Source organism: Plesiomonas sp. PI-19, from assembly GCF_021368255.1.
Lineage (GTDB): Bacteria > Pseudomonadota > Gammaproteobacteria > Enterobacterales > CAMTGL01 > Plesiomonas > Plesiomonas shigelloides.
In genome coordinates this window covers 2,158,978-2,183,063 of record NZ_JAJNMQ010000001.1, presented here as the reverse complement: position 1 = coordinate 2,183,063, position 24,086 = coordinate 2,158,978, and the positions used below count along the sequence as shown (strand labels likewise).

The following is a 24,086-nucleotide window of genomic DNA, read 5'->3' as shown; positions in this document are numbered from 1 at the left end:
TTTCAATTGGGTATAAGCATGTGACGAACGTATTGAAAGCAGAGGAAAATATCCAAACTTACCGCCAAATCCGCTAACGATGTGGTATAGCGCGAACTCAGTTGTTCGTGCTTCATCATTCATTTAGAGGTATCTGTGTCTATCGAAGCAAAATGAATCTAACGCAGGGTGAGGGTGGGTCTGTAGATATTTAACGGTGAACTCACCATCAAGGCAGGCCAGAACGATGGCTCCTTGTGTCGCGGTAACCGCGCGGTCGACCACCAGCAAATCACCGGAGTGGATCCCCGCTTGCAGCATGCTATCGCCACTGGCTCGCACATAGAACGTTGCCGCAGGGTGTTCAATGCAGAGCTGGTTAAGATCGATAGTTTGTTCGACGTAGTCTTGCGCGGGGCTAGGAAAACCACATGCGGCTGGCGATAAGAACAGCGGAAGCGCGAGTTCATCGGGCGTTGATTGAGGAATAGCAAACATAGCGGCACACCAATAACTGTGAATATATACAGTATAACTATGTCGAGTCTTTCAGGTACAGGGGCGGTTTTAGTTTTTGCGTGGGCAGTGGGGATGTGCGTGCTGTAGCGAGTTTCAGATGAGTGCGGTGGTGGAACCGATGCTGTAATGCCTACGACAAGACACTGTTCTCGGCACCCGAATGGATGCCGAGGACAGAGTTGTAAGCAACGCGCTCTGTGTAGAGAGGTGCGCAGTAACTTACTTCATCAGACGAGCGCGGTATGACTTACCTTTAATACGGCCACTGGTGATTTTGCTCAGTGCCTGTTTTGCCACACTGCGGCTAACCGCGACATAGGCGCGGTAATCGGTGACTAAAATCTTGCCCACCGCGGCAGCGTCGATGCCGTTTTGGCCGGTTAACGCACCGAGAATATCGCCGGGGCGCAGCTTATCCTTTTTACCGCCATCGATGAGTAAGGTGCTCATGGCTGGCGCTGTCGGGGTTTGCCCCAGCAGGCTGGCTGATGGCAGCGGCTCGTCGTGAATTTCGTGCCCCAGGTAATCTTCCAACAGGGCCATCTTGTAGCCATCTTCGTGGCTAAAGAAGGTAAAGGCTGCGCCCTTGCTACCCGCGCGGCCAGTACGGCCAATGCGGTGAATGTGCACTTCGGTGTCGTGGGCCATATGGTAGTTAAACACAGCATCGAGGGCATCAATATCCAGTCCACGGGCCGCTACGTCGGTCGCCACCAGCACGCGAGCACTCTTGTTGGCAAATTGCAGCAGGGTTTCGTCGCGATCGCGCTGCTCCAAATCACCGTGCAGTGCCAGCACGCTAAAGCCAGAAGCGGCGAGCTCATCGGCCACGTTCTGGGTTTCGCGCTTGGTGTTACAGAACACCACAGCGCTTTCAGGTTTATGTTCGAGCAGCAATAAACGTAGTGCCTGCATCCGCGCACTGTCCTCTTCCAAATGGAAGAAGTGCTGGGCGATAGTGCTCTTTTCGTGGGTTACTGCGACTTTCACCATCACAGGGTTATGCATTACCTTCTGGGTAATGGTCTGAATTTTCTCAGGGAAGGTTGCGCTAAACAGCAGCGTCTGGCGTTCGCGAGGGGCGCTGGCAATAATCGCTTCCAGTTGCGGCTGAAAGCCCATCTCCAGCATGCAGTCAGCTTCATCGAGCACCAACATAGAGAGGTTGCTCAAATCTAAGCGGTTACGCTCTAGGTGATCCACAATCCGGCCTGGCGTACCCACGATAATGTGCGCGCCGTGCTCAAGTGAGCCTATCTGTGGTCCCATCGGCACACCACCGCACAGGGTGAGCACTTTTACGTTGTGGATCCCACGTGCGAGGGTGCGGATCTCCTGCGCGACCTGATCGGCCAGCTCACGAGTCGGGCACAGCACCAAGGTTTGAATCCGAAAGCGTTTCACATCTAACTTATTGAGTAACCCAAGGCCGAAGGCCGCCGTTTTACCCGAGCCGGTCTTGCCCTGACCAATCACATCCTCACCCGCTAAAATGGCAGGTAAACTCTGGGCCTGAATGGGCGTCATCGCGTGGTAGCCCATGGAGGAAAGGTTATCAAGCAGTTCGGGTTTCAGCTTAAGAGTCGAAAACGCGTGTGCAGGCTGGGTATCTGAATTACTCAAGGAAAGTATCCTGTGGTGATTAACCCCGCTTGAGCAGGGCTACTGAAAAGGTGTTGTGTACGGGGTTGCTTCTCGGTGTGAGCGTAATTTTACCGGTCAACTCATTCGACTGACGCTGCATCAAGCGAACCCCGAAGCCAGCCATTGTAGCAACAAAGCGCAGCGTTTGCTCGTAGTGGTGAGACAAGGAGGCCAGACCGTCATTGGGATGGTACGGAATGCTGCGCTACATTGTTGACTGAGCCTGCTTGGCTTAGTTTTCCCAGAATGACGCGGATGTGTGATAGATCATCTTCTTGCTCATTCCTCCATCGACAACCAGATTGGCACCATTAATAAAGTCGTTCCGCGAGTCGGCTAAAAAGAGGCAAGCACGCGTGATGTCATCGGGGCGACCGACGCGGCCACTTGGATGCTGGCGGTGATCGGCTTCAGTCAGGGTGTGGTAATCCTCCGTCTGGATCCAGCCAGGACTGATGGCATTGACGGTGATCGGATACTCGGCCAATGAGTTGGCAAGGGACTGAGTGAGGGCAACCAACGCGCCCTTCGACGCGCCGTAGGCATCCCAACCGGGTTCGTTCTGCTGCCAGCGGGTGGAGGCAATATTGATGATGCGGCCATAGGGCAGACCGCGGTTAGCCTGAACGAAAGCGCGGGCGCACAGCATAGCGCCGCGCACATTAACCGCCATCACGTGATCGAACTGCTCAGTGCCAAGCTCTTCGAAGCGGGTGTGGAACTTGCTGATGGCGCCGTTGTTGATCAGCAGATGAATACCACCGTGTTGTGCGCGCACTTCAGCAAAGAGCTGTGCAATGGCCTGCTCGTCACGCAAATCGAGAGGGTGAAAATGGATCTCGGGGTGGTCGAAAGAGTAAGCGGTTAGATCGGTAGCTATTACCCGATAGCCCGCGTTGGCCAAGCCAAGGCAGAGCTCGCGGCCAATCCCGCCAGCGGCGCCAGTAACGAGAGCAATTTGTTTATCGTTCATTGTGCTGCTCCATTGCGAGCCCGCAGTACCTTGAGCAGGGCCGATACCTCTTGCTGACCCAATCCTTGCGCTACCCCTTCTTCAAACAAATCGGCGGCAAAACGCGGGAAACGGCTGTCGATCCCCGCATCGGTGGCGTGACCGGTCAGCCGGCTAATGGCGGCACTCCACGTTTTCAGGCTGGCATAGGGGTGAGTGAAGTCGCCGCTGGCCAGTGTTTTGCCAAGGTGAGCCACATCGCCTCCTAAAATTGGCGACAACTCGCTGAATTGAGCACATACCTTGTCGACAGGGAGACCCTCGGCTTCACAGATGAGTGCTCCGTGTAGCGCGCCGAGTAGGCCGCCAGCAAAGTAGGCCGCAACAGCACAATCCTGTGCGGCGGCAGCGCCCACGGCTTCCGCGACATGCTCAAGCGTGGGAGCGAGCAGGCGCAGAACTGGCTCGGCCTCCCTAAAGGCGGCGTTGGCTCCTGAGCAGATGATACTGGCATCAGTAGTGCCAATCTGATCGGGGAAGCAGAGGATAGCGCCATCCAGATAGCAGGCTCCGCGGGCATGGCACCAGCCCTCTAGCGTTCTGGCTCCCTGCGGACTGCCTGTTGATAGCTGCACCACGACTTTGCCGGTTACCGTTTTACTCGCTTCGTCCAGCAACTGCTGGCTGACGGCGTAGTTATCGACGCAGATTAGGGTGATATCGCCCGCAGCGACAGCCTCACTCACTGAAAGCGCGAGTGTCGCTCCTAGCGCGATTAATGGTGTTGCCTTGGCTGCACTGCGATTCCAGACGGTGACCGGATGGCCTGCCTTGAGCAAGGTGGTGGCAAGAGCAGAGCCCATGGCGCCGAGGCCGATGACAGAAATAGGACGCAAGTTGACTCCTTGTTATGCGAGTTGAGCAAGAGACAGCAATGAAAACAGATCTACTGGTATAGAAAATGGAAATACCTTGCGGCAAGTAAAACACTATAGTTGCGCTTTTACGCTGTTAGAAATGGCTTTTTTGATTGGCAGGCATAAGAGATTTTTATGGATTGTGGCGCTTTGCGAGCTTTTTCAAAGCATTGATGGTCCGCGTAAAAAAACTCATGGATTGCAATGCGCTGCATTAGAGGGGTATAGGGAGGGGTATGGATGTGGCCGTGCATGTTGAAAGGATCTCTGTGCCACAGGCGCGTTTATCCTCTTAGCGGCCTGATGAATACCACAGCATCAAGCCGGACGTTAATGGCATACCGAGCTTTCCGTATCAGGTTCATATTTCACTGTGCGACGTTACCTGACCCAAAATATGCGCCAGATAGCTGGCGCTGATCCCCAATTGTTTACTTAGGTTGTGACTCCAATTTAGTGGTAACGATTGATTGTCAGATACTAACCGATAACCTTATCGTGCATTTCTTCTGATTTTGAGAAGCAAATAGTCCTTCGAGTAAACCGTTTCAGATGAGTCCGCAAATTCAGGTTATACCGCTCTATTCGTTGGGTATATTTCTTGTTGTTGACATAATTGATCGAATCTAGCTTCGTTCGGTATACCGGCTAGTCATCGGCTATGTAGAAAACAGTATTAAATTTGCTCACTAACGCCATAATTCATTGTAAATTCGACATATTTCGAGAGCTCAAAGAAGTGAGCAAGAACCCTCTTTCGGATACGTGCATAAGAATAAAATAGCCGGCGAGTATTCATCTTTGATGGTCAGTGTAAAAAAATAAAAGCTACTAATGGGTTTGAATACTCTGCATTAGAGGAGCTACCTATTGGGATGTAACTCTAAGTAATGTTCGCGCTTAAGATCATTCATTACCGATTAAATAGCGGCTTGCTAATCCGTTATTTCTTACTCAAGTGATATTTTTAGCCCCATCGTAGATGGGGCTGTGGAGTAAAGTTCAGACTTCGTTGTTGAATATTGTTAGTCAGAGGAAATGAAAATAGGCGAGTCCGCTACCTTGGAGGTGATTTTTTTCTGCTGCTTAGCAACCTAAAACCTTCTGGTACTGGCTTGAATTTATCATTCTCTTCAGGCCAGCGTTTTGCTCGACTTTGGAATGCTCTGAGTGCGCCAATATCCAAGGTAGCAGCTACTACGAAGTCATTGTCTCCACCCCTTACTCTGGCAATATCTCGAAGAAAGCTTTCTTTAGCTGGAGAGCGAACGCGGCTATCGCCATACTTGCGATTGTTTACCAATATGGTATACGCGTGAACGTCCAATGCCGCAGACTCGATCAGAGAGGCAAATGTTTCAAGATCCCTGTTCCAGCTCAGCACCATCAGAGCATCAACGGCTCCCTGGAAACGAATTCGTGCCTTGCTGTTTTGCAGTTCCGAACAAACCATAACACCAAAGTTAACGCCATTGTGGATATAAATCGGCTTTGGTGTTTTCTTAGGTGTATCCCACTCCTTACCATATTTCACTGTCAGCTCTTTATCCTCGCCAACTGCAGGTTCAAGCTTTGGTTGCCATATTTTTACAAATGTCGGATAACCAAGTCGGTTATCTGCCAGAACCAGAGCCGCTTCACTTAGGATTTTGTTGTCACCGCTGTGCCGATACTCGGTTCCTGCGATCAGGCTGATACCCGCAGCACTTAGTCTGGTCGCGATACTGTTCAGCCAGCGCAGAGGAATTGAAAGTTCTGGAAAGAGGGCATAATCTGGCCGCGGATTCAGTTTCAGTACATCGTTTACCAATTTGGATATTCTTTGATAACGCTTACGGCTTAAATTCGGCTTACCACAGGCGGTAGCAGCCCAGTCACTATCTTCGGTGCGTAAATTGGTTAAGGCCACGACCACCTTCTCTTTGCTTTCTGTCCCGATTCTCAAATACTTTTTCGGTTGCGTTGATGCTTTTTCATTAGAGTCTTGTTCAGCTGCCAGTAGGGTGGGCTTAATCCATACCCCGCGCAGAACCTGGGTGTATTTAGCCCAGGTAACTGCTGGACCATAAATTGGCGGCTTACCTGATGCCGAAGGCAAGCCTACACACTCAGGAGCTAATTCTGAAATTTCTGCCGGAGACAGTGGCCGGGTTGGAAAAAGATAAGGCAGATAGCTGTCATTTTTCTTTTGCCCCTTGGTGACCTTACCCAACCTTGTTTTCCGGGTAGAGCTGATAAACCGCTCAAATGTATCCACATCGATCAGTCCTGAATTGCCAAGCAATGTCAGGATCTGCTTTTCTTTCTTGTTATTACGCTTACCAACTAACTCTTCAGCAGACTGACTATTCAGAATGTATTTATAGGCTTCTTTGGCTAGATCTGCCGAAGCAACGAGAGGCGCTTTTGTCGCGAAATCGGCTACATCAAAGTGCAGATTGAGTAGAGACTTCACATCAAAAAGGTTGGTCACTATTTGATTCAAAAATAGGTCTGCTAAGCGTTTTTTCTTACTCGAACGCTCACCCAGGAATAGCTTGCTCGGGTCATGGTAACGGGTTGCAGCATCGATAAATAGCCATGTTAGGGTTCCTTTGATATATCCCCAAAGATCTTTCAGAACTTTGGCATCGCTACCATTAATTCGAACTTGCTTACCCCTACCAACTTCGGTGGCTAAGGCGTCAATAGCTCGATAGGACTTCAAGGCTATCTTTTCAGCTTGCTCCCACTCATTCAAACTAATTGCAAAGCCGAGCAACCTTGGCAAGTAATTGAAATGAGCAAAGAGATTATCCGACCGTAAAATATGGCTATGGGCAAACTGGTAAAACTCTTCACGCTGATCTTTCCATTGATTCGGTGGCAAATCTCGAGCAAGGGTTTCTACGTGGCGCAATTGCAGTGACCAGCCTAAACGGCGAATGGTAAGGCCATCTGCTTTACGCAATGTATCCGCATTTTCACCTACGCTGCCGGCAGCGGAAAGCACTTTGGCTGCCGTTGAATGTTCCAGTTGGTCTGGCGACGGCATAAGGCGGTGTTCACTGGAAAGCTCGTATATATCTTTTTCAATACTATCCAGCAGATCTAGCCCCGCTCGTCCCTGCAATATAAATAGCTTTTGCTTGTCAGACTGCAGCGATATTTTTGAATCGCCTTGGATGTTCGCCCCCTGGTTTATCTCCCAAATCTTTTTGTTCTTGGCGTTCTGAGAAATGACATTTTCACCCATTCTGGCTTGAATCATGTTCATCAGATCTTGGCTATTGGAGATCGTACCGGTATCTCGTAACACCAGAAACATGTCATCTACATAGCGTCCGTAATGTATCGGCGACAGCTTCTCCAGAACAAGCCTGTCCCACTTATGCAGTAAGGCATTGGAAATAATGCGGCTGCACGTTAGTCCAATTACCAATCCGCCGCTGATCTTGGCTCTCTTGCCGCCTACAATTTTGCTAAATTCCTCAGCTCCTTCTGCCCAGTTGCAGAGAAATTGCGAGAGTTGTGCGGTGAATGCTTGTTCTTCATCTGTCAGTTGCAGATCAAGAGCTTCAAGCAAAGCTTTGCTAGAGATCGCCAGAGGATCAATAAAGTGGTAATAACATTTCAGATCGAGGGACACAGCAATAACATCGCGGTCTTTCTCTAGTTCATCCCGGATGGCGTTAAGGCCATCGCTGCGCCATTTTTGATAAGGCTGAAAATAGGGAACAAACGAACCGATTGAGCTGATATGAAATGGTTTGTCATTCTCTTCCGTGAATAACTCATCGTTACAGATACGTTTTAGTCTAGCGCCGTAGCAGCTATCATCGAGTTTGGTGTCAAACTGGTGACCAATCATATTGATCCACAGTGCAGAAATAATGTGGGTATCTACAGGGAAGTCGCCCACAATCCGGAACTCAGGGACTATATCGTAGTTATTGAACAGGTTTTCTACCGCTCTCTCTGGCTTGGAGAAGTGCACGTGGCCGTTTTCAGTAGCATCTGATTTTTTAACTGTAGAGAGTTTCTTTGGCAGTAATCGAAAATCCCCGAGCAGTGCTGCATTGTTTTCAAAGCGAGCATTACTCTTTAATTGCGTTAATAGCGCTTTGAGGTTGATCAATAGGTCTTGTTCGTACTCCGCAAACTTTATCGCTGTTGGGAAGGTATTTTCGAAAAAACAGTCGGCTTTGGCCTTTCGGTAGGCGACAAGTAGATCTTCTATGGTGAGCGAATCCCATCCTGAAAATTTTGCATCATACGACATGATAGATCTTCCTCAATCTATGGGTTGTACCGAGTTGGCAATTCTTTTTTCATGGCTAAAAGGTGTCGTATAAAAACGCTGCTCAATGCCGTATAGTAAAATTTTCAACTCATCATCATTTGATATTTCAAATTTCTTCTTTTCTCTGTCGAGTTTTAGCATCTGCTCGCCACAATAGCCGTCGATGTAATCGAGCATATTGGCTTTATCATCGGCTGACATGGCCTCAAGCGTTGCCATGGCAAGACCAATACGTTTGCGATTTGGTTTTGAAACCTTATCCAGGCTGTAGTCATCACTCAATTCGATGAATGGCTCATCTAAAAACTGCTCCACTTCCTCGTTGGTCGCTTCTTTATACAGCTCGTCAATTCCAGTGAAGATACTTGAAATGGTTGCAAGATTTCTAAAAATTAAGGTATCTGCCGCTTTAAAATATACAGCATCAGGAAGTGAATTTATTACTAACCGTGTTTGGCTTTGCTCAAGCTTTGCAATTTCGCCAAAAATCAGTGTTTTACGTTTAACAAAAAGGCTTGGTGTGATTTTTTGAAAATAAAAATCATCACCTTGAACAGCAAACAAGAAGGCAATTTTAGAGAAATTATCTTTGGTCAGGTCATTATAGTCTTTGGAGTCGAAATCTTGCTTTAGAAGATCAAGACAAAAACCTTGGTGACTGAAACCTTCAATTTTAAACCATGCATCCTCATCCAGATTGTGGTCTGGGTTGTAAGGTATGCAAGCATCCAAATTGATGACTGCAATATCAAATAGCGATTGATCAGAGACCATTTTGAAATATGGTTTTTTGCGTAACCCTTTAACTCTGGCCAATATGTGGTCCATTTCTACCTTCGCTCTATAAATGTGTAGTTATTAATGCGATAAGCCACTTCTATCTGAATGTTGTCTGGTTTTTTGTACTTTTGACGACTAATCAGAAAAATTGCAGTGCCATTCTTGGTTGTTATGTTGTAAAACTCGTAACCAAACAATAAAAACAATGGGTTAAAGTAGAGTGCTTGAGATAGGAAGGTAAACACAAACAGAACTCCATACACAAACCACAAGGTTTCCCAGTTACCAATACTCAGTGCCACAAAAAAGTAGCCCAAGTAGCTGGGCAAAAAACTATTATTTGCATGCTCGATGCTTCCCACCTCACCAGCTTTAAATTCATCCTTCCCTAGTTTATTGCTTAGCAAAATGCTAACCCCAGTAGATAAAATAGGGATCAGCAAATAAACCATGTAAGACACTACGTTCGGGAGTATTGTTGTCCAACTGAGCCAGGAAACACTGTTGACAAAGTGACTCAATACATAGCCTTTCTGTACCAAGAAAATTATCACTAGTAGTGACGTGGCATTGAAGGTCAGCAAGACTCGGAACGCAGTGTTTAAGATCATTTGACTGTAACCTGGCCGTTCATTAGCATAGGCAGAAGCCAATCACGAAGCCTAATTAGCTCTCTATTTTCCAGGCTTCTATCAAATATCATCTTGTTGTAATTCGTGACTAGTTCATCATACTTCTCAAGCAAATCAGGTGTTGGATATGCCAGTGTCAGGGAGTACAAATCATTTTTCGTGATAGATCCGAATGTAGTACCTTCAGCGTTTCGACGATCAAAAATTTGTTTGAAATACTTCATTACATAAAACAAAAATCCATCAAATCCTGTTTTACAGTTCAGTGCAGCCAAACCTCGGCCGATACAACAATCTGTGTTTGCAATATTCATATCACCAACAGGCGCGCGGACACTCAAAAGAATGTCTCCTTTCTTCGCCATACGGCTCGGTTCTGTCGTGTATTGCCGAGTGCAGGGAAATAGCCACCCGAAATCTGTGGAACCTTGATAAAAAACCGTTCCTACACCTTCATCGTTATAGGAGCTACCTTCTGGAGATTGACCCATCGTAATATTAGCGATCTGTGAGAGAGTCCTATCGCTCCATCCCTTAGGTATTTCCCGCTTTAGGGTTGGGTTGTAGACCATTTTCCCACCAGAGGTTTTGTAGGGCTTGCCGTTGGCATCGGGGAAGTCGAACTGTACAAACCAATAGTCGTATAGAGTTTTGGCCATGGCTTCCAGCTCGGCGTTGATGCGGTTATTGAGTTCGATCTTATCATCAAAAGCTTTTAATACTTTCGAGATACTCTTCTGAGTATCTATATTATCAGGCAAACGAATTGGATAAGTTTTGATATCATTCGAGTTTAAGTTTTTACGGACACCAGATGAAAGGTTTCTAAGTCCATCGTACTGAGTCTTTAAAAAATAGTAAACATACTCGTAATCTGCCTTATCAGGATCAATGACAACATTACAACAAGCCTGATTGGTAGCCATGGCCTTTTTCAGGATAGAAATATTTCCTCGTGTCTTCCCTTCGCCATACATTGCGATTGAAAGTGCGTTTTCAGGAACGATTTTTATACTTGTCTTCTCTAGCGCAGTATTTGATATATGCTCGTTGGTTTCATAAATATACTTTTCACCAAGTTGCTCAGTCTTTAGCCATGGAATAGTTCCGTTGTCCCAGAACTCAGGATTGCTGCGCAGTGGAGTCAAACCACTTGATATATTTTTTGAAATATCAGCGAGAGATTTAGACTGCATATTTCAACCCTGCCAACTGCTTTTTAATCTCAGCTTCCAACTTATGCGACTCATTAAAAAAACTATCTAGATTGCTGGTAAAGCTCTGCATTCTTTCAGTAAACTGCTCTGAGGTGATATCCATATATTCGATTTTCACATCAAAATACTGGCCTGCACTAAATGAATAATTTTTCCCTTTGATGTCGTCATAACTCACTACAACAGAAAAATCTTCTTCGACTTCTTTGAAGTTAAATACATCGATAATGCGCTGTTCTTCATCAAGGTTCAGCACAGTTCGTTGGTTTTTGCCGTCTTTGATTTTTTCGCCTAGGTTAGAAGCGTCAATCAACACCACCTTGTCTTTATTTCTGCCATCTATAAACAGGATGGAGACATTGGTACCTGTAGTGGCAAAAATATTGGAGGGCATGGAAATGACGCCAGCCAGCATTTTGCGCTTCACCAGATATTCGCGGATGCCCTTATCAATGCCAGATTGCTTCGTAATAAAGCCGGTCGGCACGACTACCGCAGCTTTACCACCCGGTTTAAGAGAGTAGATGATGTGCTGCAAGAACAATTGGTAAATTTCCATCTTGTCCTTGGCTTTGGCTTTAATCTTGGGAATTCCGGCAAAGAAGCGTTCTTTGTTTTCTTTGTTGTCCAGCTCATCGCGAAAATCGCTGAAATCCATCTTGAACGGTGGATTAGAGACGATGTAGTCAAATTTTTTCAGGTCCTTGCCGTCTTTGTGATAGGGATGCAGCATGGTATTGCCCTGAATTACATTCGGGATTGAGTGCACCAGGTTGTTCAGGATCAGGTTAAGACGCAGCAGGTTGGAGGATTTTTGAGATATGTCCTGAGTATAAATGCTGCACTTATCTTCGCCAATGGCATGGGCGACATTCATTAATAAGGTGCCGGAACCTGCGGAGGGATCGTAGCAACTAACGTTCCTAACTTTGCCTTGCTGCGATTTTGGTACCAAGATCGCTGCCATAATGCGGGCTACAGCATGGGGCGTGTAATACTCAGCATATTTACCACCCGCATTACTGTTGTAGTCTTTGATCAGGTATTCAAAGATGGTGGCGTAAAAATCGAATTTTTGGGTAAAGATACGCTCGAAGCTGAACTCGACCAGCTTGTTGATGATGGCACGGCAGAAAGCATCACGCTTGGATTCATCGGCAATATATTCACTCACGCGATCAAACAGCACCACCTTGGCACCACCGTCGGTCTTGACTGCAAATACGTCGTTGTTGTTTTGGGCAATGTCGCGCAGTGTGTCGTCGAACAGCTTGCCAAAATCTGGCGCGTTCTGCTCACTAAAGAGATAGCTGATAAAGTGATGAGGCTTTAAACGAGCGGTGTCCCCTCCCATTTGCAACTGAAGCATTTCCAGTTCGTCTTCGCTCATGGCGCTCAAGACTTCTTCCCATTTCTCGGCGTGGGCTACCTTTACGTCGATCTTCTTCGCTTCATAGGCGAATTTATCGTTGAGAAACTTGTAGAGAAAAGTCTGGGTAATGATTTTGAATTCATTACCATCGTTACCCAAGCCATAGTGAGCGCAGATATTTTTGAGGCTGTCGATCAGCTCTTTGGTTTTTTGTTGAAACTCTAGTTCTACCATGTGTTTACTGCTCTTTATGTTTACCAGGCTCTACTGCCGGTATTAAATTCTTTCAGGTATTCGGCGACCACCAAATGATTGATAAATCTGGATGCATCGGGGTTGAGCTTGATGTTTTGCTGCTTCATAAAACGATTGATGACCTTGGGCATCATCTGACGTTCGAAGTAGCCTTCGTTATCCAATATCTGGCTATTGTTCAGTACCTGCTCGTCTGCGTCCTGTTTGACACCAGTCAAGGCCTCAAAAATCTTGCGCTCGTTTTCAGAGATATCACCACGCTCCAGTAGGCGTTTGTGAATTCGGGTGTATTTGGCATCGCCTAGGTACTTCTGACGAAGTTGGTTGTTCTGGCGGTTTAACTCTTTAACTCGCTCATAGATTTTGTTGAGTGCATAGATATTGGCCACCATTTCATCCTGGGTGACTTCGCTGAGGTTCTTTTTCTTGAAGAGCCTTTCCAGCTCTTCTCTGAGGCCAACAAACTTAGGGTCTTGTTGGTCGAAGTTGCTGGCAAGGGCTTCGCGAGTTTGCCGCAAGGTATTCTTTAACTGATCGGCAAGAACCAGCTCCTCTTCACCTACTTTGATAAAGCGGAAGATCACATCCTCAAGGGCAACATTCAGCAGGTTGGTGGTGTCGGAGCCATTCTCGATGCTCTCTTTAAGGTTGAGCATATCGAGGTGATTGCAAGTTTCCCGATAGAGGATATTGAGTTTGGCGAAGTCCAACTGTTCCAGTAACTCGTAGTCGCCTTGCAAACGGATAAGGTTGTATAAGCTCTTGGCATTTTCTAGGGCCTTTTTCAGAGCCAATACAGTCTCTCGGTCCTGGATCAGACTGACCTGGTCGGCGAATATTTCGGCATTTTCGGTATTAAAGCGGAACAGCACATCCTTGATATGATCGATTTCTTGCGCGATCTCTTCCTGTGATTTGAACAGGTTGGAGTAGTGCTCCATTTCATCGCCCAGCTCTGCCTGAAGCTCGTCGAAGTAGGCTCTGTTGGTTGCATCAAACTCTTTACGAATATCGGCAAAATCCACCACATAACCGTAGCGGAAGCCTTTATAGGTGCGGTTGACCCGTGTTAGCGCCTGTAACAGGTTGTGCTTGCGGATCACTCGGCCCAGATAGAGCTTTTTCAGGCGCTTGGCATCGAACCCTGTCAACAGCATATTGTACACAAACAGGAAGTCGATCTTGCCCGCTTTAAAATCTTCTACCCACTCTTTTCGCTCATCCTTGGTGCCAATGTCATGCAAGATCAATACGGCACTCTTTACTTTGTTATGCGCTGAGCTTGGTAGTTTTGAATGAGGCTTTTTATTAGATGAAACACTTGGATTTTCATACTCTGGCGACTCTTCGGCCACCATAGGAAGATCGTAAGCTTGCTGATTGGCTTCTTTCACACTCGCATCTAGCGGCTCTTGTTCGGCATATTTCTCGCCGAAGAGCTTGAACATCTCCTTGGCTTGATCTGAGCTGTCACAAATGACCATGCCGCCGATACTGGTATCATTAAGCGCCCCACGACTTTTCTCAAAGTCGGTAACGATGTAATCCAGCATGGGTTCAACAAAACTCGGGTGTGCGTAAATGAGCTTTCGATCTATGTCGCCCATTTTCACTTCCACATCTTCTAACGCTTGTTGCAGCACCAATTTGTAGTTGGTGGCGATCTCTTCGCGGATCAGGCGCAAGGTGTAACCATCGGCGATAGAGGCGTTGTAGTAGTACTTGTGGATGTAGTCGCCAAAGATCTGTTTAGAGCTGATGGCTTTGGAATCCGGGTTCTTCTTGGCTTTATCTTCATCCACAATCAGCGGTGTGCCTGTTAGCGCAATCTTGATGGCGTTGGGATCGGACTGATAAAGGTTGGCCAGAAAACTACCTTTCGGATTGTAGCTGCGATGAGCTTCGTCCAGAACGAATATACGCTGGATATTAATGTCGTAGTCTTTGGTGGACAGGACATCCGGGTCATCCTGAAACTTCTGAATATTCACCACCGTGATTTCCGGCTTGCCGGAATGGTTGTGAATCACCTGTGTTGCTTTGATATCTTTGGCAAAGGCATCACGGGAGTTAATAGTGTGTACCGTCAAACCGCGGGCGGTGAATTCCCGCTGGGATTGTTGCAGCAGATCAAGCCTATCCACAATGAAGTAGAACTTGGGAATGACCCGCAGCTTCTGAAAGTAATCCGTCAGAAAACGCACATTGAAGTAGGTCAGTGCCGTTTTACCGCTACCCTGCGTGTGCCAGATGATGCCCTTTTTCATGCCTTCATTCAGCTTGCGCTCGATGGCTTTCGTCGCGAACAGCTGAGGATAACGCATGATGTGCTTTTGCAATCCGTCGGTTTCGGACACATATGCAAGTGCATAGCGCAGGATGAACGCCAGACGGTCACGACTTACCAAGGAGGTGCAGATACGGTTAGTTGGGCGTTCGGGGTGTTTATTAGTCTGAAACTCAGGGTTACTGCGGATCACTTCCAGATTGTTGTCTTTGAGTACCCGCAGCTCTTCTGCATCTGATACAGATTTCAGCAGGGCTGTCAGGTTAAGTATTTCTTCTTCACGGAAGTAGTTGAACACGGGGTTGTGATAGGAACTGCTGGCATAGAACGCACCTTGCACTGGTTCAGGATCGCCGTCGTCATACTCCATATTGTTGGAGAAAATCATGAACTGGGTAATATTGACGAAGCGCTTGAATTTGGGGTTCTGGAAGCGTTTATTTATACGATCGCGCTCGGCCAGTATGCCTTCCCGATTGTTCGGCTTTTTCACCTCGATGAAAACCAGCGGCATCCCGTTGATCAGGAGGGTGATGTCAGGACGGAATTCTTCATCTCCGTTTTGGCAAGTCAGTTCGGTGACTACGTGAAAACTGTTGTTATTAAAGTTCTCAAAGTCGATCAGCTTGGTGTTGGAACGATCAGTTAGTCGTTCAAAAAAGGCTCGCCCAAGATCTTCGTAATCCAGCTCTAGCTTGATGTCTTCAAGCAAGCGGCTTACATCATCAGGCTCGATACCCGGATTGATTTTGAGAATAGCCTTGTTAAAAAGCTCAGGGAAGATATTTGTATCCAGGTCCCAGCATTGACCCTTAAGCGACAGATACTGATAGCCCAACCTCATCAGGTGAAGAATGGCAGGGAGCTTTACGCGAGTGTCTTCGTTAAACTTCATAGCGTATTCCGTTTATTGGTGGATCAGCTCTAGCAGGTCACCGATCTGGCACTCAAACAGCAGACACAACTTTTCAATGGCTTCCAGATCCACTTTCTGCGCCGTCTCTTTGTAGAGTAAGGTCAAGGTAGCTCTGCTGAGCCCAGTCTCTCTGGCAACGTCGGCAATACGCATTTTACGTTCACCCATCATGCGGGCGAGATGGCAGCGGATCATGGCGGTGCTTCTTATAGATAGTTTTGAGGGTAGTGATCGATATACCATGCTTTTTATTTTAAAGTAACATTTTGCGAGTTAAAATATAAAAATGTATTTTAAAAATGCGAAAAGCATCAATTTAAGGTTATTTTCACGCTTTTTCTTTTTATGTGATAGTAAGTACTTTAGCGTGTTAGACAAGTTTTGAACTTCCCATTATCGTTAAGTACAGAAGGCAGGAATACTGTCAGCATGGAAAAATAAAACACTGATGGGTTACAACGCTCCGCATTAGAGGGGTACGGATGTGGTCGTGCATGTTGAAACGCTCTCTGTGCCACAGGCGCGTTTATCCTTTTAGCGGCCTGATGAATACCACCACAGCATCAAGCCGCACGTTAATGGTGCACTGCATTTTCCGTATCAGGTTCATATTCCACTGTGCGATGTTACCTGAGCAAAAATATGCGCCAAATAGCTGGCGCTGATCCCCAATTGTTCACTTAAGTCATCACCCATCAGTTGATATAAGTCGGTAATGTCTGCACTGATTTTCTTGGCCATTCCCGTTATCTCATCAGCGGACAAGGTTGATGGTGAATGAGCGGCGGTAAGGTCGAGCCCCGTATAGGGGTTGCATTGCGGCATGTGTTTGGCTCCTTAAACAACAAACTCGGCAGTGAAGGTGGTGGCTATGGGTTTTGCAGTAGGCCGCGCTGGGCCATCGACACAATGCTTTCGGCGCTGACCACCAAGTGATCCAAGATCTGAACATCCACCAGCATCAGCGCGTTGCTCAAGCTGTGGGTCAGTTGTCGGTCGGCTTGACTGGGTTCGGCAATGCCACTGGGGTGGTTATGTACCAAGATCACCGCACCGGCATTAAAGTGCAGCGCACGTTTAACGACTTCCCGTGGGTAGACTGCCGCACAGCTTAATGAACCGAAGAACAGCTCCTCATACGCCAAAATCCGGTGTTGGCAATCCAAGAACAAAACAGCAAAAATCTCTCGTTCACGGTGTTGTAATAGGTTTTGTAAGGCATCGAATACGTGTTGTGGCTGACATACTGGCGTGCCGGTAGCGAGACGTTGCAGTGCCAGATGATTTGCCATGGCCAGTAACTCTTCGCTGGTCACCGTACCGCGAATACGATAGGTCCCAGCGATCTCCGCAGCTTTGAGTTTGGGGTGAGACATGGTGTTACTCCTTCAAGAGTTAAGCTGAAATGAAAGAGAACAGGGAGGCGATGGCCTCCCTGTTTTTTTGCCGCAAGAGAGCGGCGGGGATTACGGGGTTAAATCAGCATCAGTGGCGCAGCCAGCGGTATACACGGCAGAGCGTATCCACCACGACTGAGGCGGTCGTGAGCGGTGACGGAACCCATTGCCGTGTCGCCAGTTGAGTCAGTTGCGTGCTGGTGTTTAGCAGTGAATGCGGCAGCTCGCTACGCGGGTTTTCCCGCGCTACTTCTTGAGCCACCCAATACAGGGCGCTGGCTTGTGCAGAGAGGTCTGCCAGCTCGGTGATTTGCGGTGAGGTGTGTTCATCTTCAATACACCACATCACAAAATGCTCGCAGTTGTTAAACAGCACACTGTACTCTTGCTCACCAAGACGCGACATGGCGCGGTTGACGCTTTCCTCAGGCGTGATGCAGCGATGAGGATGTGGTGCGGCTCGGATCGGATAGCCTTGGCTGAATGTACTCAGTGAGCACACTTCAATCTGCGCCGGCAATGACTCGGGCTGGTGGTTGGCGTAATGAATCACGTCACCGTGCCCGATATACAGGCCATGGTGTTCATAACCGAACCGCTGTGTAACCAGATGATCTCCAAGATGGTACGGATGCATAGAGCCTCCAAGGGTGGCTAGGTCGAGAAAACCTCAGTGTTAGGCTGAGGCGCTCTCTGAGCCCGATGGGCCCAGTTTGGGTGTCAAACGGCATGTCCGGCGCACCACGCGAGTGGGGGCGTCGGCGGGCGTCTGAGGCGATGTGGATGGGGTTGATGGGGTAACCGATGCGGGCTCTTCCGTAAGCGGATTGAACTCGTCCAGCAGGGGCGGAATATCGTCATCAGCCTCTTCAAACTGACCATTACGCAGCAGCTCATGGGCAGCGCTTTCTAACTCGGTAATTGCTAATCCTGCCTCTTTATCTTGTTGTGCCATGACATGGGCTTGGCGCACGGCATCGAGTAGCGTAATGTCATCGCGCAAGGTCAAGTCAACGTAATACACCGGCGTGCGGTAAGACTGGGTCGTGCTCTTGGCGCGAAGGCGCAAAGTAAGGGGTAAGTAACGAGTTTGCCCACCGCTGACTGATTCAAAATAGCGTAGCCGAGCGGCTAACGTGCGCACGGAGTTATAGCCGGTGGTGCGGAAAATAAAACTGCCAAGCTCATCGCCTTGTCCTTCGACAAACACGTTGAGACGACCATACAGCTTACAGCCATGCTGCTGGGCAAACTCACAGCGATCTGGACCTCGGCATTCTGTTTCTTCAATAGCGTTGGGATGACTGCGCCTGGCGAATTCACCATTGCCCATGCACACCAAGCGCCCACTTTGACGATCAAAGGCACTGTACTCGGCACGTAAGTTGAGCTCACTGTCGTTAAATAACAGGCGTACGGGTAATGCCCTAATCTTGCTGGACTCATGACTACTGGCGTAATGCTGATGCAGTGGATGCAGTAACCAACCGGATTTTTGTTGGATCTGCGTTGTTAGGGTAAAGCTGTCATCTTTTTCCGGTAACCACTTATTCTCTTTTTGCACCAGCTTCCCGATGCAAATCCGTCCGATAACCGGCGGAGTGATAGCCAGACCTTTGATCATGATGCGCTCCTTTGTGGTTGTACGGTAAAGCGGCGAGTACCCGGCACGGTTTTTTGGTAACGGGCCAACAAGGTGGGGTGCTCTTGTTCGAGCTGCTGTAGATCGGGAACGAGACGATCTTTGCTGCATGTCCACATGATCTTGCCATGGGCAAAAATCCCCGCACTGGCGGAGCCGAGAGCGGCTTGCAGGCGTTGTTTGATGAGACTTTCTTGCTGTTCGAGACGCTCTTTATCCTGACGCAGTTGCAACAGTTCACTGAACAACGGGTTGAACTCGGCAGAATCAGACAAGTCCACCGTATCGCCATCATCACGTGGAAATAGCCACTGTAACGCCTGACCAGCATCCTCCGAGCCATCTGGGCTAGGTTGACGCTGGTGGATGACGTGTTGCCAGAACTGGGTTTCCCGTGCGATCAAATCGGCGATTTTGGCGTCATCAGGGAAAATGCGGTAAATACGAAAGTCTTGTCCGCCAATCAAGACCGCAACATCTGCCCACGCATGTCCGGTGACTGCCAGTTGATGCAGTACCTGACATTGGTAAGCAACCGGTACACCGTCTTCCCACTGCGGCGCACTGTGGTAGCTGGCGGTTTTGATTTCTAACGTGCCGGTCCCTAATGGATCGCCAATTACCTCACGGTCGAGATTAGCCAGCATAAAAGGATGACGAGGGTGTTGCAGTACCGCGTTTACCCGGCGCACCTTGTGTCCAGTTCGTTTGGCATAAACCTGTGCTAACAGCGGCTCTAGCGCGATCCCCCACTGCACGGCTGCATTCTGGCTTAAATCATCACAGGCTTTACGTCCGGTCTTTTCTAACCACAGCGTAAGCGGGCTTTTATAACGGGAAAGCCCAATGGCCGCCGCGGCGTCCGATGAACCGATCCCTTGCTGGCGGATCGCGAGCCACTGTGCGTGTGTCAGTTGTGTTGTCGATGCTAAGCGAATCGCATGACCATAATGTGTTTTCATGATGCCTCCTACAGAGCGACATAAAGAAAAACCCCACTACGGCACGAAGCCGTAGCGGGGCGATGGGCAGTAAGCAGTGTTGATAGTCATCACTGCAGCTGAACGGAGGGATTGCGGTATGAATCAGATAAAAAACAGCAGACCTTAGCGATCCGTTATCGGTGAAACAGAACGTCATTATCCGCGTGAGCCGAGGCGCGATGGGCTGTGTGCGGTATCGAGGGGGGATAGCGGGTTAGCGAGGGAATGAGTGGCCGTCGAGGATGAGTTGCAGCTGCGAGGTTAGTCCAGTAAGGCCAAGGCGTGCTGCATCGCGCGGGTTTTCATTTGTGCGCCTAAACCAAACCAGGCAGAGTCCAAGCGATTGTCCTGGCTGCGCGCGCGACGGTGATGATCAACAAACTCGGTGACCGCGTTCACTAATCCCCATGCCGTGTTCTGTGAACTGGCTAAATCAGCCCCCATGCCCTGACCTTGATACAAGGCTTGTAACCGTTGCAATGTCGTGGTCATGATGATGTTGTTATCCGCATCTAAGGGCTGGTCTAACACCATACTGAAAAAACGTTGGCTTTCTTGGCTATCTACCGGACGTGCGCTTAATGCTTTGAGCTGGCGTTTAAATTCATCCCAGCGTGATAGCCCCAATCCTAACGCTTGTTTCACCGCCGCCGGATCAAACTGTGTCGAATGTGGCACCTTAATGGCACCACTGCTCTGGTTAACGGCCATTTGCAGAGTGTTATTACAAACGACCCGTACGGAGGTGAACTGCGCCGTGGTACAGAGTGTGCCATCACAGCTGGTGGCCAGCAGCAGATACGAGTTCACATGATCACCTCCTTTCAACCGCAGACTCTGGCCTGTTTTGGCTAATGCCCATAGCTTACGGCCTCCTTTGAGTGAACCGGCAGTCTCTAACGTGAACCCTCCCACACTGACTAAATCGCGATAGAAATGCAGAACGTCTTCAGGTTGCACGACATGGTAACGCTGAGAAACCACAGATAATGGCTCTAGGGTGTCGGAGCGATACAGTACCTTACTGTCAGAAAAGGGGCGCAGGTGTAACGCAGGCGCATCGACATTAAACAACACATCGCTTTCCTCAATACGCCACGCCATACCCGCCGCCTCAATCCAGCGGTCGACAGACTGCTGTGGCGGAAGCATCGCACCCAGTCCATGCCAAGGGGTTTGGCCGGTATACGCCATTGTATCGATAAGATGAGACATAAAATTTCTCCATGAAAAAGGCTGCGAAAAGGCAGACCAGGTTGTATTCGCGTAGGTAATATCTATCTGAAAAAAAATGTATAACGCGGGTGGAGGGTAGCTAATCAGAGAAGAGCTGAGGTATTAGATGAATCACTCACTTATTACGCTATGGTGTTAGTAACGCCGTGGTCGCCCGCCATAACCTGATGGCTTGGGCAGTCCCATCTTCCCAATACTTCGATGGAGCATACCAATAACAGCGAGAAGGTTCTCATCGGGTTTAAGTTGATAATTAACAACGTAATCAATCAAATTATTTCGTTTTTCGATATCCATATAGTGAATAGCGCCAATCCCATATGTTCCCCAGTCTAAATATTTTTGTCTGTCGGCGTTGCAGTTGTAGTAAGTTCTTTGGTTTTTGCCTAGTGATACCCACAAGTCGCCCAGTTGCTTACCCAGCGATATGTCATTTTGAAGCTTTGAACCGTTGAATATGAACATGATGTGGTGATGGAATCCGCGTTCGACGCCATACTCTACTTTCCAAAAGTAGCTGATTAGGTGATTAAATCGTTTTTTTACTTCACGCAAAAATACCTCACGATCATTTTTTGCCTCTTCGATATCAATAAATTGGCTAGTTTGTTTCGTGTAGTGCGTATCAATGCGGACGAACAACAGCTTGGTATGAATATTGAACAGTGAATCAATGTGATGGCGTAGGCTTGCGGTGTTTCTTCGGTAATTCCTTTCTATGGCATTAGCTATTCTTTTTTGATGCCAATCTGATTGTACTGTTGCGATGAACTTTTCTATTGCTGCGTTGAAATCATCTGCAATCTGAGCAGTAACATGGGCATCTGTGTAACAGTTACACAGTTGAATATGCTTGAGTTGGAAAAAACACTCGATAAAAAGAGCAACTGTAGGATGACATGATCTTTGGCGATAATAAAAAACGTGATAATCATTGATGGTGAACATGGCCTTTGCTAAGTCATCAAGTAATGATGGTGGTTTAGTATAAAAGGTATAACCAGTAGTGAATACGCGTTGGTGAGGTTTCTTGGTCAGTTTTGATGTGAGATTAAGAATGTCAATAAGTCGCTGATGTATAGCCATGAATAATCCTTGATGTGATTATTGCTGTTTGGTCTGTGAATGGTGTTGGCGAGTCATCCGTGACAGATTACAGATGTAAATAAATCTTTCCTTCTGTTTAGTCATGCCAGCCATTAACAGGATGGAAGGGGGTAATATTCTGTTGCGTCAGGAGAACTTTAACTCAATAAAATAAATACCGAATCATCTCCTTTGTTTATTATTTGTGGTTTATTTACCAAAGCCTTGTGATTACGCACTCTCTTGATGAGGATGGTGAAAAATTGCGGGCTTTTGGTTGAGAAAAGTTAAGGAGTTTATTAACCACAATTATCGGCCTTGGCTTTTAACCAAGCATCAATATCTTGCTCTAACCATCCAATTGCAGATAGGCCAAGTTTAAATGGTTTTGGAAATGTAGCGTCATAGCGTTTGGATGCTGGATTAATACGCTCATAGATAGTTGAACGGCTCATGCCAAGTTTGCCGATGACATCGTTCATACGCAGTACTTGCATTCTCTTCATGTGTTATCTCCGATGATTGAATAAATGGTTCATCGGATATGTCAGTGGCGTAAAAAATGTTATTTAGGCCGCGATCCACTCATGGCAAGAGTGGGCCGCGGCTTTCTGTTTGCGTATGAATATGCACCTAACGTGACCTCGTAACGAGGTGCGTTGTGAGCTCTTACTGTGCGTGGTGGGCGTTGGACACCACTGTTTAGCCCAGTATTGAGAGGCTTGATGTGGCTAATCCACTACCTACCCCCGCACTAGAATCAGGCATTTAGTTGTGGATATAGTAAAATAGCACTGAAAAAATACTCAAAAAATTGTCGTTAAATCATCGATAAATCTCGCAAAAATACGCAATAAATCATGTTGAAATCAACCGTAAATCGACATTAAATCTACATGAAGCATTATTTTTACGGTTAAATAGTGTCGGCTAAAACGGATTTAAAAAAAGGAAGTTATTACTGTGAGAAACTATAATGAACGTGAGTTGTTAATCATTAATGCATTTATTTGTCGCGATGATACATTTAATGCTTTAGCTAATTTTATTAAATGCGGTAATAGCCAATTGAGAGCCAATGCAAATGATTATTCAAGACGACTTCTTAATGATGTCGAGCTTTACAATAGCGTTAGGTTCTGTGTATTAGGTTATGGAAATCAGGAACGGTGTCAATATGACGAAGGCGATGTTCACTTGTTATTGAAGCAGTTGTGTAAGGACAATGAATTTAAATTTAGTGATAATGTTAAAGCTCGTAAGGCTAACTTTTTATTTTCTTGCTTATCATTAGTGTCACACGTTAATCACAATATAAGGGGGATGCTTAAGATAAATGTTGGTAATGATAAGAATTTTAATCGAGATGGATTCTATTCTTTTGGTTGCGAACTGGATAAAAACAGTAAGATAATGGTTGCTAATGTATTTTTATTGTGGCTGAGTTTTCGTGGTGCTGATTTGGTTGAAATTTTATCATGTCTAGAATATACATGGGGTGAGGCTTGTCGTGATAATAGGATGCTAAATTGGCTGGATAAAAATGATGTGTTATATGGTTGGGCTTATAATTACATGGTTGAAAGATTCCTTACTAATAGATTACCTAGTTGGCTATGTGTTAGTGATATGGATGAAAATATATTACATATTAAGAAGAAAGAGGCGCTTGTTAACTTCTTTGATGTGTTATCTCCAGAGCATAAAGAAATTGTTTTGCTGAAAATGAAAAGGTCTGGAGCACAACAAAAAAATAGAATGAAGTCTAAGTTAGCTAACTCAGAAAGAAAAAAAATCCAACTTCCGATAAGTGATGAGGTAAAGGCGAAGCTTAATTATCTTTCATCTCGTGATGAAAAATGCCTTTATGAAGTTATTGAGGTGTTGATTGAGGATGCTTATGAAAAACGATTTGGTAGTCGGTAATGCATCAGCAGTAAATGAATGTTTGCTTTGATTGAATTGGATATGATTTGATTTCAATGTGACT

General features: G+C 47.0%; 20 protein-coding genes and 1 pseudogene. 1 reads left to right on the top strand and 20 read right to left on the bottom strand.

The annotated features are described in order from the left end of the window. Nucleotides 1-123: 123 nt before the first annotated feature. The 20 genes and pseudogenes from umuD to LQ901_RS09655 all read right to left on the bottom strand — a co-directional run bounded on the left by umuD (nucleotide 124) and on the right by LQ901_RS09655 (nucleotide 22,602). On the bottom strand, nucleotides 124-477 hold the full coding sequence (gene umuD / locus LQ901_RS09750) for a translesion error-prone DNA polymerase V autoproteolytic subunit (protein ID WP_233672217.1): 354 nt from the start codon (nucleotides 475-477) through the stop codon (nucleotides 124-126). A gap of 240 nt (nucleotides 478-717) precedes the next feature. Next, nucleotides 718-2,121, bottom strand: a complete 1,404-nt coding sequence (gene dbpA, locus LQ901_RS09745) for an ATP-dependent RNA helicase DbpA (protein WP_255698317.1) — start codon at nucleotides 2,119-2,121, stop codon at nucleotides 718-720. A gap of 253 nt (nucleotides 2,122-2,374) precedes the next feature. After that, nucleotides 2,375-3,115 carry an SDR family NAD(P)-dependent oxidoreductase gene (locus tag LQ901_RS09740; RefSeq protein WP_172534556.1) on the bottom strand — a complete coding sequence of 247 codons (741 nt, stop codon included), beginning with the start codon at nucleotides 3,113-3,115 and terminating at the stop codon, nucleotides 2,375-2,377. Next, nucleotides 3,112-3,990 (bottom strand): NAD(P)-dependent oxidoreductase, encoded by an 879-nt coding sequence (locus LQ901_RS09735; RefSeq protein WP_233672216.1) that lies wholly within the window; start codon nucleotides 3,988-3,990, stop codon nucleotides 3,112-3,114. The genes LQ901_RS09740 and LQ901_RS09735 overlap by 4 nt, the downstream gene beginning before the upstream one ends. A gap of 501 nt (nucleotides 3,991-4,491) precedes the next feature. After that, nucleotides 4,492-4,813 (bottom strand): annotated as a pseudogene (locus LQ901_RS09730) (IS1 family transposase); the annotation flags it as partial. Between the two features lie 255 nt (nucleotides 4,814-5,068). Next, nucleotides 5,069-8,272: a hypothetical protein gene (locus LQ901_RS09725; RefSeq protein WP_233672215.1), complete on the bottom strand. Its 3,204-nt coding sequence runs from the start codon at nucleotides 8,270-8,272 to the stop codon at nucleotides 5,069-5,071. A gap of 12 nt (nucleotides 8,273-8,284) precedes the next feature. After that, nucleotides 8,285-9,109: an ATP F0F1 synthase synthase gene (locus LQ901_RS09720; RefSeq protein WP_233672214.1), complete on the bottom strand. Its 825-nt coding sequence runs from the start codon at nucleotides 9,107-9,109 to the stop codon at nucleotides 8,285-8,287. Nucleotides 9,110-9,123: 14 nt separating this feature from the next. Next, the gene (locus LQ901_RS09715; RefSeq protein WP_233672213.1) at nucleotides 9,124-9,684 is read right to left on the bottom strand and encodes a hypothetical protein; all 561 of its coding nucleotides are present in this window, start codon (nucleotides 9,682-9,684) and stop codon (nucleotides 9,124-9,126) included. Continuing rightward, nucleotides 9,681-10,901: a restriction endonuclease subunit S gene (locus tag LQ901_RS09710; RefSeq protein ID WP_233672212.1), complete on the bottom strand. Its 1,221-nt coding sequence runs from the start codon at nucleotides 10,899-10,901 to the stop codon at nucleotides 9,681-9,683. The genes LQ901_RS09715 and LQ901_RS09710 overlap by 4 nt, the downstream gene beginning before the upstream one ends. Beyond that, nucleotides 10,891-12,528 (bottom strand): class I SAM-dependent DNA methyltransferase, encoded by a 1,638-nt coding sequence (locus tag LQ901_RS09705; protein WP_233672211.1) that lies wholly within the window; start codon nucleotides 12,526-12,528, stop codon nucleotides 10,891-10,893. The genes LQ901_RS09710 and LQ901_RS09705 overlap by 11 nt, the downstream gene beginning before the upstream one ends. A gap of 20 nt (nucleotides 12,529-12,548) precedes the next feature. After that, nucleotides 12,549-15,731, bottom strand: a complete 3,183-nt coding sequence (locus tag LQ901_RS09700; RefSeq protein WP_233672210.1) for a type I restriction endonuclease subunit R — start codon at nucleotides 15,729-15,731, stop codon at nucleotides 12,549-12,551. A gap of 12 nt (nucleotides 15,732-15,743) precedes the next feature. After that, the gene (locus LQ901_RS09695; RefSeq protein ID WP_111901748.1) at nucleotides 15,744-15,947 is read right to left on the bottom strand and encodes a helix-turn-helix transcriptional regulator; all 204 of its coding nucleotides are present in this window, start codon (nucleotides 15,945-15,947) and stop codon (nucleotides 15,744-15,746) included. A gap of 411 nt (nucleotides 15,948-16,358) precedes the next feature. After that, nucleotides 16,359-16,577 carry a hypothetical protein gene (locus tag LQ901_RS09690; protein WP_233672209.1) on the bottom strand — a complete coding sequence of 73 codons (219 nt, stop codon included), beginning with the start codon at nucleotides 16,575-16,577 and terminating at the stop codon, nucleotides 16,359-16,361. 44 nt (nucleotides 16,578-16,621) lie between these two features. Continuing rightward, entirely contained in the window at nucleotides 16,622-17,128 is a 507-nt protein-coding gene (gene radC, locus LQ901_RS09685; protein WP_233672208.1) for a DNA repair protein RadC, read from the bottom strand. A gap of 109 nt (nucleotides 17,129-17,237) precedes the next feature. Then, nucleotides 17,238-17,786: a lecithin retinol acyltransferase family protein gene (locus LQ901_RS09680; protein WP_233672207.1), complete on the bottom strand. Its 549-nt coding sequence runs from the start codon at nucleotides 17,784-17,786 to the stop codon at nucleotides 17,238-17,240. A 39-nt stretch (nucleotides 17,787-17,825) separates the two neighbouring features. Beyond that, a complete protein-coding gene (locus tag LQ901_RS09675; RefSeq protein ID WP_233672206.1) occupies nucleotides 17,826-18,773 on the bottom strand; it encodes a hypothetical protein in 948 nt (315 codons plus the stop codon). Beyond that, a complete protein-coding gene (locus LQ901_RS09670) occupies nucleotides 18,770-19,753 on the bottom strand; it encodes a YqaJ viral recombinase family protein (RefSeq protein ID WP_233672205.1) in 984 nt (327 codons plus the stop codon). Before LQ901_RS09670 ends, LQ901_RS09675 begins: the two co-directional genes overlap by 4 nt. A 282-nt stretch (nucleotides 19,754-20,035) precedes the next feature. Then, a complete protein-coding gene (locus LQ901_RS09665) occupies nucleotides 20,036-20,989 on the bottom strand; it encodes a DUF932 domain-containing protein (protein ID WP_233672204.1) in 954 nt (317 codons plus the stop codon). Nucleotides 20,990-21,145: 156 nt separating this feature from the next. Then, entirely contained in the window at nucleotides 21,146-22,096 is a 951-nt protein-coding gene (locus LQ901_RS09660; RefSeq protein ID WP_233672203.1) for an inovirus-type Gp2 protein, read from the bottom strand. A 299-nt stretch (nucleotides 22,097-22,395) separates the two neighbouring features. After that, complete coding sequence (locus LQ901_RS09655) at nucleotides 22,396-22,602, bottom strand: AlpA family transcriptional regulator (RefSeq protein ID WP_152128950.1); 207 nt, start codon at nucleotides 22,600-22,602, stop codon at nucleotides 22,396-22,398. A 457-nt stretch (nucleotides 22,603-23,059) separates the two neighbouring features. Here LQ901_RS09655 and LQ901_RS09650 point away from each other — a divergent pair, with 457 nt between their 5' ends. Then, a complete protein-coding gene (locus tag LQ901_RS09650) occupies nucleotides 23,060-24,022 on the top strand; it encodes a hypothetical protein (protein WP_233672202.1) in 963 nt (320 codons plus the stop codon). Nucleotides 24,023-24,086: the final 64 nt, after the last annotated feature.

What these genes read in the sequence shown, in the direction of transcription:
- umuD (WP_233672217.1), bottom strand. Translation starts at nt 477, where the DNA reads ATGTTTGCTATTCCTCAATCAACGCCCGATGAACTCGCGCTTCCGCTG.
- LQ901_RS09740 (WP_172534556.1), bottom strand. Translation starts at nt 3,115, where the DNA reads ATGAACGATAAACAAATTGCTCTCGTTACTGGCGCCGCTGGCGGGATT.
- LQ901_RS09725 (WP_233672215.1), bottom strand. Translation starts at nt 8,272, where the DNA reads ATGTCGTATGATGCAAAATTTTCAGGATGGGATTCGCTCACCATAGAA.
- LQ901_RS09715 (WP_233672213.1), bottom strand. Translation starts at nt 9,684, where the DNA reads ATGATCTTAAACACTGCGTTCCGAGTCTTGCTGACCTTCAATGCCACG.
- LQ901_RS09710 (WP_233672212.1), bottom strand. Translation starts at nt 10,901, where the DNA reads ATGCAGTCTAAATCTCTCGCTGATATTTCAAAAAATATATCAAGTGGT.
- LQ901_RS09705 (WP_233672211.1), bottom strand. Translation starts at nt 12,528, where the DNA reads ATGGTAGAACTAGAGTTTCAACAAAAAACCAAAGAGCTGATCGACAGC.
- LQ901_RS09700 (WP_233672210.1), bottom strand. Translation starts at nt 15,731, where the DNA reads ATGAAGTTTAACGAAGACACTCGCGTAAAGCTCCCTGCCATTCTTCAC.
- LQ901_RS09695 (WP_111901748.1), bottom strand. Translation starts at nt 15,947, where the DNA reads ATGATCCGCTGCCATCTCGCCCGCATGATGGGTGAACGTAAAATGCGT.
- LQ901_RS09690 (WP_233672209.1), bottom strand. Translation starts at nt 16,577, where the DNA reads ATGCCGCAATGCAACCCCTATACGGGGCTCGACCTTACCGCCGCTCAT.
- radC (WP_233672208.1), bottom strand. Translation starts at nt 17,128, where the DNA reads ATGTCTCACCCCAAACTCAAAGCTGCGGAGATCGCTGGGACCTATCGT.
- LQ901_RS09680 (WP_233672207.1), bottom strand. Translation starts at nt 17,786, where the DNA reads ATGCATCCGTACCATCTTGGAGATCATCTGGTTACACAGCGGTTCGGT.
- LQ901_RS09675 (WP_233672206.1), bottom strand. Translation starts at nt 18,773, where the DNA reads ATGATCAAAGGTCTGGCTATCACTCCGCCGGTTATCGGACGGATTTGC.
- LQ901_RS09670 (WP_233672205.1), bottom strand. Translation starts at nt 19,753, where the DNA reads ATGAAAACACATTATGGTCATGCGATTCGCTTAGCATCGACAACACAA.
- LQ901_RS09665 (WP_233672204.1), bottom strand. Translation starts at nt 20,989, where the DNA reads ATGTCTCATCTTATCGATACAATGGCGTATACCGGCCAAACCCCTTGG.
- LQ901_RS09660 (WP_233672203.1), bottom strand. Translation starts at nt 22,096, where the DNA reads ATGGCTATACATCAGCGACTTATTGACATTCTTAATCTCACATCAAAA.
- LQ901_RS09655 (WP_152128950.1), bottom strand. Translation starts at nt 22,602, where the DNA reads ATGAAGAGAATGCAAGTACTGCGTATGAACGATGTCATCGGCAAACTT.